Below are 12,773 nucleotides of genomic sequence, written 5' to 3'. Positions count from 1 at the left end.
TGTAGTTTGACGATCGCCGTACTACTTCGGCTCCGAACCACTCGAGGCCCCGGACGGGACGGCGGTGTCGCTCGCGGCGCCTACCGGACCGCGCGGTGGTACTGGTCCGGGCTGTGCACCTGGCCGCCCAGTTCGACCGCCGCATGGCGGGCGAAGTAAGGGTCCCGGAGCAGTTCGCGGCCCAGCAGCACGGCGTCGGCCTCGCCATTGGTGACGATCTTCTCGGCCTGCTCGGCCTCGGTGATCAGCCCGACGGCGGCCACCGGCAGCCCGGTCTCCCGGCGCACCCGCGCGGCGAACGGCACCTGGTAGCCCGGCTCCACCGGAATGCGCGCACCGGCGGCGTTGCCACCGCTGGAGACATCGAGGAGGTCCACACCGTGGTCCTTCAGCAGCGCGGCGAGCCGGACGGTGTCCTCCGGGGCCCAGCCGTTCTCCTCCAGCCAGTCGGTAGCCGAGACGCGGAAGAACAGCGGCAGTTCGTCCGGCCAGACCGCGCGGACCGCGTCGACGACCTCCAGGGCGAAGCGGACGCGGTTCTCGAAGGAGCCGCCGTAGCCGTCGGTGCGGTGGTTGCTGTGCGGGGAGAAGAACTCATGGATGAGATAGCCGTGGGCACCGTGGATCTCGGCCACCTCGAAACCGGCCGCGAGCGCGCGCCGTGCCGCGTCCGCGAACTGGCGGGTGATCTCGCCGATCCGCGCCTCGGACAGCTCGTCCGGCACCGGATGCCCCTCGTCGAACGGGACCGGGCTCGGCCCCAGCGGCTGCCAGCCCCGCTGGTCGGGGCCGAGCGGCGCGCCACCCCTCCAGGGGGCGTCGGTGGAAGCCTTACGGCCGGCGTGGGCGAGCTGGATGCCCGGGACGGTGCCCTGGCCCTTGAGGAAGCCGACGATCTTACGGAACGCCTCGACCTGGGTGTCGTTCCAGATGCCGAGGTCTCCGGGGCTGATGCGGCCCTCGGGGGACACGGCCGTCGCCTCGACCAGGATCAGCCCGGTGCCGCCGGTGGCGCGGGCACCGTAGTGGACGAAGTGCCAGTCGTGCGGGACCCCGGCACCCTTGTCCGGATCCGCGCTGTACTGGCACATGGGCGACATCCAGAGGCGGTTGGGGATGGTCAGCGACCGCAGGGTGAAGGGGTCGAAGAGGGCGCTCATGAACGTCTCCGTTTCTCCTCGTGGGGTCCGGCCGGACCGCCGCTTAGTACGGTAACCATCGTAGTACGACGATCGTCAAATTACGAAGCCTCTCGTATGACGCGCAAGACCTGGTGTGCCACGGCTGCTTCCCGGCCGTTGTCAGTGGGTGGGTGCAGACTCTGTGATGACGGACACACCCAACCGTTCCGCCGTCCCGTCCCGCACTCCAAGGAGTGAGCCGTCATGAACGATGTCCTGCTCGCCGTCGGCACCCGCAAGGGTCTCTTCCTCGGCCGCCCCGGCGACCGCGGGGACTGGGATTTCACCGGCCCCCACTTCCCCATGCAGGCGGTGTACTCCGTCGGCATCGACACCCGGGGCGACCGCCCCCGGCTGCTGGCCGGTGCGGACAGCTCGCACTGGGGCCCCTCGGTCTTCCGCTCCGACGACCTCGGGTCGAGCTGGCACGAGCCCGCCAGACCCGCGGTGAGGTTCCCCGGGTCCACCGGCACCTCGCTGGAGCGGGTGTGGCAGCTGGAGCCCGCCGGGCCCGACGAGCCGGAGGTGGTCTACGCGGGCACCCAGCCGGGCGCGCTGTTCCGCTCCGAGGACGGCGGGGAGACCTTCGCGTTCGTCCGCAGCCTGTGGGACCACCCGCAGCGGCCGGAGTGGGGCGAGGGGTTCGGCGGCCAGGCCGTGCACACGGTCGTCACCGATCCGAGGGACCCGCGGGCGCTCATGGTCGCCGTGTCCTCCGGCGGGGTGTACCGCTCGGCGGACGGCGGGGAGAGCTGGGCGCCGTCCAACAGCGGACTCAGGGCGGAATTCCTGCCGGATCAGTATCCCGAGTTCGGGCAGTGCGTCCACAAGATCGCCCGGGATCCGGTCGACCCCGACCGGCTCTATCTACAGAACCACGGCGGGGTGTACCGCAGCGACGACGGCGGGGCGCACTGGGCCGAGATCGGCGAGGGCCTCCCGGCGGACTTCGGCTTCGCGGTCGCCGTCCATCCGCGCCGGAGCGGCGTCGCGTATGTCTTCCCGGCCGCCGACGGCTCGGACCGCTACCCCCCTGGCTACCGCTGCCGGGTGTTCCGCACCGAGGACGCGGGCGCCAGCTGGGAGGAGCGGTGCGCCGGGCTGCCCGGCGAGCCGCACTACGGGGTGGTGCTGAGAGACGCGCTGCGCACCGATGACGCCGATCCGGCCGGGGTCTACTTCGGCAATCGCAACGGCGAGGTGTACGCGAGCGCCGACGAGGGCGAGAGCTGGCGGCAGATCGCCCACCACCTCCCCGATGTGCTGTGCGTCCGGGCCGCGGTGGTCGGCTGAGGGACCGGCCGATGGCGATCGCCGTGATCGGCTGAGAGTGATCGTGAGGTGGCACGCGGCCACCCGCTGAGCCACTAGAGTGACGCGGTGTGGCAGCACGACCCTTGAACGAAATTGTGGAAGCGGGCTGGGCCAAGGCACTTGAGCCCGTCGAGGAACGCATCGCGGCGATGGGCGACTTCCTGCGGTCCGAGATCGCGGCAGGCCGCACCTATCTGCCCGCCGGGCCGAATGTGCTGCGCGCCTTCCAGCAGCCCTTCGACGAGGTGAAGGTGCTGATCGTGGGTCAGGACCCGTATCCCACCCCCGGACACGCGGTGGGGCTCAGCTTCTCGGTGGCGCCCGAGGTGCGGCCGCTGCCCGGCAGTCTGGAGAACATCTACCGCGAACTGCACACCGACCTCGCGCTGCCGCGTCCGTCCAACGGCGATCTGACGCCCTGGACCCAGCAGGGCGTGCTGCTGCTCAACAAGGCGCTCACCACGGCCCCGCGCCGCCCCGCCGCCCACCGCGGCAAGGGCTGGGAGGAGGTCACCGAGCAGGCCATCCGGGCGCTGGCCGGGCGCGGCCGCCCCCTGGTGGCCATCCTGTGGGGCCGCGACGCCCGTAACGTACGGCCGCTGCTGGGCAGCCTTCCGGCGGTCGAGTCCGCGCACCCCTCCCCCATGTCCGCCGACCGCGGGTTCTTCGGCTCCCGTCCCTTCAGCCGCGCCAATGAGCTGCTGGCACAGCAGGGGGCGCAGCCCGTGGACTGGCGCCTTCCCTGACCCCATAGTTCCAGGTGGGCGAGGGGTAGTCTGCCCGCCATGACATCACCTACGAACACCCCTGCGGGCTGGTACGCCGACCCCCAGGGCACACCGAACCAGCTGCGCTGGTGGGACGGCTCCCAGTGGACCGCCCATACGCACGCGGGCCAGCCCGGACAGCCCCCACCGCAGCAGGCCGCCCCGCCCAACCACAACCCCGGCAAGGTCCAGCACCAGGTGCAGCAGCAGGCACATGTGGGACCCGCGGCGGGCGGCGGCGGCACGCTGTTCACCGAACCGGTGCTGGTGGTGAACCAGAAGGCCAAGCTGATCGAGCTCACCAATGAGTACAGCGTCTTCGACCAGCACGGGCGCACCATCGGTTCGGTGGTCCAGGTCGGCCAGAGCACGCTGAAGAAGGTCGCGCGGTTCGTCTCGAGCCTCGACCAGTTCATGACGCACCGGCTGGAGATCCGCGACGCCAGCGGGCAGCCGCATCTGGTGCTCACCCGGCCCGCGAAGTTCGTGAAGTCCAAGGTGCTGGTGACCCGTCCGGACGGACAGCCGGTCGGTGAGATCGTCCAGCAGAACGTCTTCGGCAAGATCAACTTCGGCATCCTCGTCAACGGCCAGCAGGTGGGCGCCATCAAGGCGGAGAACTGGCGGGCCTGGAACTTCGCCATCGTCGATCACACGGACAGCGAGGTCGCCCGGATCACCAAGACCTGGGAGGGCCTGGCGAAGACGATGTTCACGACGGCGGACAACTACGTCCTCCAGATCCACCGCCAGCTGCCCGATCCGCTGCTGAGCCTTGTGATCGCCACGGCCCTCACCGTGGACACGGCGCTCAAGCAGGACTCGCGCGGATTCGGCTGAGCCGGTGGCCGATACGGTGCCCGACGCCGCGGCGACGCATGTGCTCGGGATCGATTCGGGCGGCTCGGGCGTACGGGTGGGGGTGGCCCGCGTGGACGCCTATGGCGGCTCCGCCGCGCAGAACCCACCGACCGGGTCCCCGTCACCCATGTCGTCCACGCCCCTGGGGCGGCCCTCGCCACCGCTGACGTGGTCCTCGTCCACGCCCGCCGTCGTCGGCGCCCGGGGCATCGACGCGGAGGACCTGCTGGCGCGGGTCCTGCCCGCGGCCCGGGAGCTGCTGCGCGAAGCCGGGGCCCGGCGCCCGGGCGCGGTCTGCGTCGGCGCGGCGGGCATGGCCACACTCGGCGACGACCTGCGCGCCAGGCTCCCGGACGCGCTCGCAGACGCCCTCGGCGTACGGCGACTCGCCCTGGCCGCAGACGCGGTGACCGCGTACGCCGGGGCGTTGGGCCAGCGCCCCGGCGCGGTGGTCGCGGCGGGGACCGGGCTGATCGCACTGGGGGCGGTGCCGGAGGGGGTCGCGGAGGGCTCGGGCGCCACCGGCTGGCGGCGGGCCGACGGGTGGGGCCATCTGCTGGGCGACTGCGGCGGCGGTGCGTGGATCGGCCGGGCGGGCCTGGAGGCGGCCATGCGCGCGTACGACGGGCGCGACGGCGGTTCCAAGCCGCTGCTGGCCCGTCTGGAAGCCGTCTTCGGCCCCGCGACCGGGCTGCCGGGGAAGCTGTATCCGCGCCCCGACCGCCCCGCCGTCCTGGCCTCCTTCGCCCCCGAGGTGGGCCGGTGCGCCGCCGAGGACCCGGTCGCGGAGACGATCCTGCGGACCGCCGCCCGCCATGTCGCCGAGGCCGCCGAGGCGGTCTGCCCCCGGCTGGGGTCGAGCGAGGTGGCACTCACCGGCGGGCTGTTCCGCATGGGCGCGCCGCTGCTGACGCCCGTGCGCGAGGAGCTGGCGGCGCGGCTGCCCGGGGTCCGGGTCGCGGAGGCGGCCGGGGACCCGCTGGACGGGGCGCTGTGCGTCGCGGCGGCGCTGGCGGCGGACGAACTGCGGCTGCCACCGGACCCGGCGCTGCTCAGCGTCGTCTGAGCGCACGCCCGGTAGGGAAGACGACGCGGGCGCGACGCGGGTACGCCCGACACGCGGCGCCCGACATGGAACACTCGTATGGAATGCCCGTACGGGATGCCCGTATGGGGTGCCCGTATGGGATGCCCGTATGGGGTGCCCGATACCGGCCGGGCGTCCCGTACGGGCGCCCAATACCCGGCGACCCATATCGAACGCCATGACCGACGATTCCGGACACATGACTGATTCTTCGACCAAGTATGGCCGCTGAGCGCACATCAACCCACAACACCGGTCGACAGAGTGGGACATATGCCCCCAGTCACCCCCTCCCGAACAGCCGAGCCCATTGAGCGACTAACATGCGGCGCCATGAGCTCCCCCACAGGGCCCGCGTCCGGCCTGCCTGTACGAATGCCGCGTCCCCGCCAGCCCGGACGGCACCGCCGACCGGAGCCCGCCGCCGTACCCCTCGGCGCGCCTCCGCTGGTGCTGGCCGTCCCCGGTGCGCCGAATGACGGTGCCCGGCGCCTGGCCGAGGAGCTTCTGAGCATCGCCCGTTCCGAGATGCCCGGGCTCGACGCCCAGATCGGTTTCCTGGACGGCGACGGCGAGGAGTTCCCGCAGCTGGAGGCCGTGCTCACGCGCGCCGCCCAGGAGAACCCCGAGCGTCTGCGGCAGGCGGCCGAGGCCGCCAAGGCCCTGGCCGACGAGGCGGCGGAGGCGATCGCCGCGGCCGAGGCCGCGGGCGAGGTCGTCGACGAGGTCCCGCCCGTCCCCACGGTGCCCACGGACGGCCCGGCGGCCGTCGTGGTCCCGCTGCTCGCGGGCCCGGACAACGGCCAGCTGCGCCGGATACGCCAGGCCGTCATGAGCAGCGGCTCGGCGGCCGAACTCACCGACGTCCTCGGCCCGCATCCGCTGCTCGCCGAGGCCCTGCACGTACGTCTGTCGGAGGCGGGCCTGGCCCGCGCCGACCGCGCCCGGCTCTTCACGGTCGCGACCGCCGCGGACGGCATCATCCTCGCCACGGTGGGCGGCGAGGAGGCGGCCCAGGCCGGTGGCATCACCGGCATGCTGCTCTCCGCGCGCCTCGCGGTGCCGGTGATGGCCGCCGCGCTGGACGAGGACGGGGCCGTACTGCGCGTCGCCGAGCAGCTGCGTTCGGCCGGCTCCGCGCGGCTCGCCCTCGCGCCGTACCTCATCGGCCCGGAGGTCTCCACCGAGCTGATCTCGGCGGCGGCCGAGGAGGCGGGCTGCTCGGCGGCCGAGGCGCTGGGCGACTACCCGGCCGTGGGCAAGCTGGCGCTGGCGAAGTACGCGGCGGCCCTGGGCATCACGCTCCAGCAGGCGTCCCCGGCGATGCGCTGACGCGGCGGGCGACGGAGCGACGGACGACGAAGTGGGGGCGGTGGCCACAAGGTCACCGCCCCCACTCACATGAACCCGAGGACCGTCACCCGAGGGCCGTCACCCGAAGACCACACAGGACGCCGCCGGGGCCGGAACCGAGCCCCCACGACGCGGCACCCCGCTCGACGGATCGATGTCGAACCAGGTGACATCGCCCGAGCGCTCATTGGACGCATAGAGCCGTCGTCCCGACGGGCCGAGCGTCAGATCGCGCGGCCAGTGGCCACCGCAGGGCGTGGTGGTGACCAGCTCCATGCGGTCGCCCGGCGCGTCGAGGGCGAGCGTCGCGATGCTGTCGTGACCACGGTTGGCGGCCCACAGGAAGCGGCCGTCCCCGGAGACCACGACCTCGGCGGGGTAGGTCTCGACGTCCGTGCCCTCGGGGACCACACGGGTCTCGCCCAGCGGTTCCAGAACGCCGGACGCCGCGTCCCAACGGCAGGCCGTGATCGTCGGGTCGAGCTCGTTGATGACATACGCGCGGTCGCCCCGCGGATGGAACGCCAGATGGCGCGGGCCGCTCCCCGGCCGCAGCCGGACCTCACGATGCGGACGCGGCCCGGGCAGCGCGTACACCAGCACCGCGTCGATCCCCAGGTCCACGGCGAGCAACCAGCCACCCGACGGATCGACCACCACGGCATGAGCGTGCGGCCCCTCCTGCCGCTCCGGATTCGGCCCACTCCCCTCGTGCCGCAACACGGTCACCGACTCCCCGAGCCCGCCGCCCTCCAGCACCGGCAGCGCCGTGACGCTGCCGGACCCGTAGTTGGCGGTCAGCAGCTGCCCCCCGGCGAGCGCCAGATGAGTGGGCGCCGCACCGAGCACCGGCACGGCCTCCCCGACCAACGAGGGCGGATCCTGCCCGACGTCCAGAGCCGCGGCCGCCCCGTCACCGGTCTCACTCACCGCGTACAGCACCCGCCCACCGGGCGCGACCGCCAGATAGGACGGATTGACGACCACATCCGTGGAGTTCCGGATCCGCAGCGCCCCCGTCTCGTCATCGACATCAGCCACGGTGATCCCGGCACCACCCGCCGAGGTGAACGACCCGATATACGCCCGCCACCCACTCCCTGTCACACCCACCGCACTACCCTTCCGCCGACTCCGGTTCGGTATCCGCTCAGGGCCGACGCTAACAGAGCGGTCTAGACCAACACGTCACCACACGAGCCCTCGCCGGGCACGGCGTACACGGAGTTCCGGCGATGGCACGGGCGAACTCTTGGCATGCTGTCCCCATGAGCACCATGCCCGCCGTGATCTTCGACCTGGACGGCACGCTAGTGGACAGTGAGCCCCTCTACTACGAGGCGGGGAGGCGGACCCTCGAGCGGTACGGGATCGCCGGCTTCAGTTGGGAGGAGCATACGCAGTTCATCGGGATCGGGACCCGGGAGACGCTGGAGACGCTGCGCGAGCGGTACGGCATCGAGGCGCCCGTGGAGGAGCTGCTCGCCGTCAAGAACCGACACTATCTGGAGCTGGCGGCCACGGCCGAGATCTTTCCCGAGATGCGGGCCTTCGTGGAGCGGCTGAGGGGGGCCGGGCATCCGCTGGTCGTGGCCTCCGGGTCGTCGCGTTCCGCGATCGAGACCGCGCTCAAGGCCACGGGGCTGGACGCGCTGCTGCCCGGCTATGTGTCCGCGGAGGACGTGGGCCGTGGCAAGCCGGAGCCGGATGTGTTTCTGGCCGCGGCGCGGCTGCTGGACGTCGAGCCGGGGCAGTGTGTGGTGGTCGAGGACGCCGGTCCCGGGGTGGAGGCGGCGCGGCGGGCCGGGATGCGGTGCATCGCCGTGCCGTACGCGGGCGGACCGTCTCCGGACGGGGAGCTGTTCGCCTCCGCGGGGCTGCTCTTCCGGGGCGGGCAGCCGGAGTTCGACGCCCTGCGGGCCTATGAGTGGATCACCAGCGGGAGTTGACGGCCCCCGCGACCGGTTGTGGTCGGCACCCCGGACCGCGGCCACCGTCCCTCCAGTGAGACGATGCGCGCATGCCCGGACATTCACCGGCATGTCATAGGAGAGACGGAGGGCGTATGGAAAGACGTGGGGGTAGGGCGATCCGCCGCTGGGGGACGGCGGTCATCGCCTCGGCGGCGGCCTTGGCGGTCGCCGTGCCGGCGACCACCGCGCAGGCCACCGAGGCCGCGCGCGGGCCGTCGGGGGTCAGCGCCAAGGGCGCGTATCTGCTGGACAACGGCACCAACAAGCAGTTGTGGGCCAAGGCGGCGGACACCAAGCGGCCGATGGCGAGCACCACGAAGCTGATGACGGCGATGGTGGTGCTCGACAGCCGGGGGCTGGATCTCAACAAGAAGGTCTCCGTCAAGCAGTCGTACATCGACTACACCGCGCGCGTCGGTGGCAGCAAGGCGGACCTCCAGAAGGGGGACAAGCTCACCGTCAAGCAGCTGGTGTACGGGCTGTTGCTGCCGTCCGGCTGCGACGCGGCCATGGCGCTCGCCGACACGTTCGGGACGGGTGACACCACCGCCAAGCGCACCAAGTCGTTCATCGCGCAGATGAACAAGAAGGCGTCCGCGCTGGGGATGACCAGGACTCACTACGACACCTTCGACGGCATCTCGGAGGGGGGACAGAACTACACCACGCCGCGCGACATGACCAAGCTGGCCAGGCACGCGCTGCGCAATGCCACCCTCAGCACGGTCGTGAAGTCCGTCGACACCATCCAGAAGGCCCCGGCCGCCAACGGCAGGACCCGGACGTACTACTGGAACAACACCAACCGGCTGCTGGGCTCGTACAGCGGCGCGATCGGCATCAAGACGGGCACCGGTACCGCGCCCGGCAGGTGCCTGGTCTTCGCCGCGAAGCGTGACGGACGCACCGTCGTGGGCGTGATCCTCAACGCGCCCAAGCGCTACCCGGACGCCAAGAAGATGCTCGACTGGGCCTTCCGGGCCAACACCAAGGTGACGTGGCGGCAGCTGCCCAAGGGCACGCCCCAGGACTGAACCGGCTGAGCCACACAGCTGAACCAGCCAGCTGAACCACACGTGCCCGGTGCCCCGGCCGGATCTGAAGTCCGGCCGGGGCACCGGGCCTTGCGGGCAGCGGCCGTCAGCCGCACTTACGCCCGGTGTTGATGCACTTCACGGCCTTCTTCATCAGCGAGTTGGACATCACGTTGATGAAGTCGCCATGGTCGGTCACCGGCTTGTGCAGCTGCTCGGGGAAGCTGTCGACCGCGAAGAGCGAGCCGGGTGCGACCTTGTAGGTGATCCGCTGGATCAGCTGCGGGATGGCCTTGAACCCCTTGCCGCACGCGCCCTTGGCGTCCGCGAACGCCACATGGGTGCGGTGGTTCGCGCTGTCGGCGTTCTTGCCGTCCCAGCAGCTCTGGAACTTGAACGTACGGACCACCTTGCTGCCCTTCGGGCAGAGCGGGTACTTGTCCTTCAGCTGCCGGTTCTCGAAGCCGGTGCAGCTCCAGGAGGCGTTGGCGTTGGCCGTGCCGTTGGTGAAGGCCTTGGCGTCGCCGGTGATGATGCGCAGGAACTTGGGCATCGCCACGACCTTGGACACCGCGCTGCCGCGGAAGGTGATCGACGCGGTGGTCGGCCGCAGGATCCGCCCGATGTTGCCCTCGGTGCCGCCGCCGGGCGCGTCGGCGTCGACCTCCTTCGTCCCGTCCTGGAGCCGCAGTACGGGCCAGTAGTGGGTGGAGCGGTCGCCGTCTGAGCAGGTCGTCCCGGCGGCGGCGAGGCTGTCGTTGGTGGAGAAGGCGTCGGTGTCGCGGTTGCCGACGTAGTCGTGCATGTGGTGGGCGCCGTTGGACACACCGGGGGCGACGATCACGTTGTCCGAGTTGAAGTGCTTGTTCTCGTTGCGTCCGCAGCGCGATGAGAAGGTGCCGCGGGAGGCGTTGCCCCGGGTGCGGGGGTTCTTGACGTTCGGCTTCACCTTGCGGATGTCCACGAAGTCCGCCCGGACCGGGCCGGACTGCGCCTGGCCACCCGCGGCCGGAGCGGCGGGGGCGGCCGTTCCCGCGGCGGGGGTGGCGCCAGCCGAAGCGGCGGCGGGTGCGGCGGCGGGGTCGGGCGCCTCCTGCACGGTGCAGGACGCCATCGTGTCCAGGCCGGACGGACGGCTCGCCACCCGGTCGATCTCGTTCCCGATGCGGTTCAGCGCGCCACGCCGCTGGGCGGTCAGCGGCTCCAGCACCCGGGTGCGCACCCAGTCCCGGTCGGCGCCGGGGCCGCGCGCGGCCAACTGCTTGTAGGCGTCGGCCACCTGGCTGTCCATCGTCGCCAGTTCCTTGTCCACGGTGGGCCGCGCCTGTTGCGGCACACTCGCCAGCCGGGTCGCGGCATCCGGGCACTTGACGGTCATCGCCGTCCGCGCCGACGTCTGCTGCCCGGCCGACTGGCGGGCGGCGGAAGCATCGTTGTCGGTCATCAGGAGAGCCCCGCCACCCACGGCCAGTGCGGTCACTCCGACCACGGTCAGCCCGATGACCCTGGATCGCTTGTGTCTCTTCTTGTTCCTCATCCTTCGCCCCTCATCGGCAGTCCTCATACGCCGGGGACGTCTTGCCCTCGGCCACGTCGAGCGCGCTCCCCCACCCGTCCCGGAGTGGAGGGCACAGCCCGACGCCGATGGATACGGACGGCGGGGCGATCGTTCTCAACGGTGGTCGCAACATCTCGTAAATAGCCGGAGGAGTCGGTGCAGTGATGGATCTCCCTAGTGGCTTCACCACATGTCCACCGACTGGCGGGACGGAGCCGATCAGTCGCGGTTAAAGTATGTGCTTCGCTCTACCAGCCCTGTTGTCCCTCCTACGCGCCCGCGGAGCCCCCCACATGTCCAGCGCGACCTCGTCCACCGGGCGTCATCGCAAAGCCAAGCCCATGAGCCTCGCGGTCCGCCGCGCGTTCATCATCGCCGCCGTCCCGGTCACCGGAGCGTTGCTGTCCGCTCCGTCCGCGCTCGCCGCCGACAAGAGCACCAAGACCACCACGACGGCCCAGTCCGTGGCCGCCGACGGGCTGGACCCCGCCGAGCAGCGGATCGCGGAGAACCTCAACACCCGCGCGCAGAACCCGAGTCTCGGCGACACCTTCAGCGGCATCGTGCTGGACTCCGCGTCCGACAAGGTCATTTGGGGGCATGACGCCGACACCGCGCTGATGCCCGCGTCCAACGCCAAGCTGGCCACCGCCACGGCGGCGCTGACCGTGCTCGGCCCCGAACACCGGTTCACCACCAAGGTGGTCTACGGCGACGGCACGCTCACCCTCATCGGCGGCGGCGACCGCATGCTGACCACCGCCGATCTCACCGAGCTCGCCAAGACGGCCGCCGCCGGGGTGAAGCTCGGGGGCCTGGACTCGGTGAAGGTCCGCATCGACGACAGCCTCTTCCCCGAGCCGACCCTCGCCACCGGCTGGAACGACTCCTACTACGACGACCAGGTGTCGCCGGTGCGCTCCCTGGTGGTGGACGGCAAGCTGTCCGCGGACACCTCCATCGACGCGGGGAAGGTCTTCGCCCAGCAACTCGCCGACCAGGGCGTCACCGTCGATGGGGAGGTCACCCGCGGCACGGCCTCGGCCACGGACGTCCCGGTGGGGCAGCACCTGTCCCCCACACTGTCCGAGACGATCAAGAAGATGCTCAAGAAGAGCGACAACGACATCGCCGAGACGGTGCTGCGCATGACCGCGCTCGGCGCCGGAAAGCCCGCCACCTACGAGGGCGGCACGGCCGTGGTGCGGGACGTCCTCAGCCGCCACTACGGCGTCTCGATGGCCAACTTCGAGATCCACGACGGCAGCGGGCTCTCCCGCGCGGACCGCATCCCGGCGCGGACCGTGGCGGACATCCTCGACCTGCTCACCGATCCGCGCTACAGCGGGCTGCTGCGCTCCATCGACGAGGGCCTGCCGGTGGCGGGCGAGGCGGGCAGCACCCTGGGCCCCGAGTGGGGCCGCTTCGACACCGCGGACTCCCAGTGCGCCGTCGGCCAGGTCAAGGCCAAGACGGGCACGCTGACCGGCGCCATCGCGCTCAGCGGCCTGACGAAGGCGGAGGACGGCCGGTGGAAGGTCTTCTCCTTCATCGAGAACCAGTCCTCCGCCGACCCTGCCGCCACCAAGGACACCCTCGACGGCCTGGCCGCCACGGTCAACGGCTGCTGGGCGTAGCCGCACGG

Annotated in this window: 11 protein-coding genes; 8 read left to right on the top strand and 3 right to left on the bottom strand. The window is 71.5% G+C overall.

Translation table 11 applies throughout. The features are described from left to right. Positions 1–80: 80 nt before the first annotated feature. Positions 81–1,160 carry an NADH:flavin oxidoreductase/NADH oxidase gene (locus ABD329_RS07930; RefSeq protein WP_198275803.1) on the bottom strand — a complete coding sequence of 360 codons (1,080 nt, stop codon included), beginning with the start codon at positions 1,158–1,160 and terminating at the stop codon, positions 81–83. A gap of 225 nt (positions 1,161–1,385) precedes the next feature. On the opposite strand from ABD329_RS07930, the gene ABD329_RS07925 reads away from it, so the two are divergent. The 5 genes from ABD329_RS07925 (at position 1,386) to ABD329_RS07905 (ending at position 6,542) form a co-directional block, all read left to right on the top strand. Next, positions 1,386–2,474, top strand: coding sequence for a WD40/YVTN/BNR-like repeat-containing protein (locus tag ABD329_RS07925; protein ID WP_198275804.1), 1,089 nt, complete (start codon positions 1,386–1,388; stop codon positions 2,472–2,474). Between the two features lie 89 nt (positions 2,475–2,563). Then, entirely contained in the window at positions 2,564–3,241 is a 678-nt protein-coding gene (locus tag ABD329_RS07920; RefSeq protein ID WP_086885372.1) for a uracil-DNA glycosylase, read from the top strand. A 39-nt stretch (positions 3,242–3,280) separates the two neighbouring features. After that, positions 3,281–4,102, top strand: coding sequence for an LURP-one-related family protein (locus ABD329_RS07915; protein WP_198275805.1), 822 nt, complete (start codon positions 3,281–3,283; stop codon positions 4,100–4,102). A 4-nt stretch (positions 4,103–4,106) separates the two neighbouring features. Next, positions 4,107–5,189: an N-acetylglucosamine kinase gene (locus ABD329_RS07910; RefSeq protein WP_425574294.1), complete on the top strand. Its 1,083-nt coding sequence runs from the start codon at positions 4,107–4,109 to the stop codon at positions 5,187–5,189. A 354-nt stretch (positions 5,190–5,543) separates the two neighbouring features. Beyond that, the gene (locus tag ABD329_RS07905; RefSeq protein WP_198281007.1) at positions 5,544–6,542 is read left to right on the top strand and encodes a sirohydrochlorin chelatase family protein; all 999 of its coding nucleotides are present in this window, start codon (positions 5,544–5,546) and stop codon (positions 6,540–6,542) included. Positions 6,543–6,641: 99 nt separating this feature from the next. Here ABD329_RS07905 and ABD329_RS07900 read toward each other — a convergent pair whose 3' ends face one another. Next, positions 6,642–7,676, bottom strand: a complete 1,035-nt coding sequence (locus tag ABD329_RS07900; protein WP_198281008.1) for a lactonase family protein — start codon at positions 7,674–7,676, stop codon at positions 6,642–6,644. Positions 7,677–7,831: 155 nt separating this feature from the next. Here ABD329_RS07900 and ABD329_RS07895 point away from each other — a divergent pair, with 155 nt between their 5' ends. Both ABD329_RS07895 and ABD329_RS07890 read left to right on the top strand, forming a co-directional pair. Next, positions 7,832–8,512, top strand: a complete 681-nt coding sequence (locus ABD329_RS07895; RefSeq protein ID WP_198281009.1) for an HAD family hydrolase — start codon at positions 7,832–7,834, stop codon at positions 8,510–8,512. Positions 8,513–8,628: 116 nt separating this feature from the next. Continuing rightward, entirely contained in the window at positions 8,629–9,570 is a 942-nt protein-coding gene (locus ABD329_RS07890; protein ID WP_198281010.1) for a D-alanyl-D-alanine carboxypeptidase family protein, read from the top strand. A 106-nt stretch (positions 9,571–9,676) separates the two neighbouring features. Here ABD329_RS07890 and ABD329_RS07885 read toward each other — a convergent pair whose 3' ends face one another. Further along, a complete protein-coding gene (locus ABD329_RS07885) occupies positions 9,677–11,107 on the bottom strand; it encodes a DUF1996 domain-containing protein (protein ID WP_344316129.1) in 1,431 nt (476 codons plus the stop codon). A gap of 314 nt (positions 11,108–11,421) precedes the next feature. On the opposite strand from ABD329_RS07885, the gene dacB reads away from it, so the two are divergent. Continuing rightward, a complete protein-coding gene (gene dacB, locus ABD329_RS07880) occupies positions 11,422–12,765 on the top strand; it encodes a D-alanyl-D-alanine carboxypeptidase/D-alanyl-D-alanine endopeptidase (RefSeq protein WP_198275488.1) in 1,344 nt (447 codons plus the stop codon). The last annotated feature ends 8 nt before the right edge of the window (positions 12,766–12,773 follow it).

Source organism: Streptomyces javensis, from assembly GCF_039525925.1.
In the GTDB taxonomy this organism is placed as follows: domain Bacteria; phylum Actinomycetota; class Actinomycetes; order Streptomycetales; family Streptomycetaceae; genus Streptomyces; species Streptomyces asiaticus.
The sequence above is the reverse complement of the archived record's forward strand: the minus strand, read 5'-3'. Positions and strand labels throughout refer to the sequence as shown.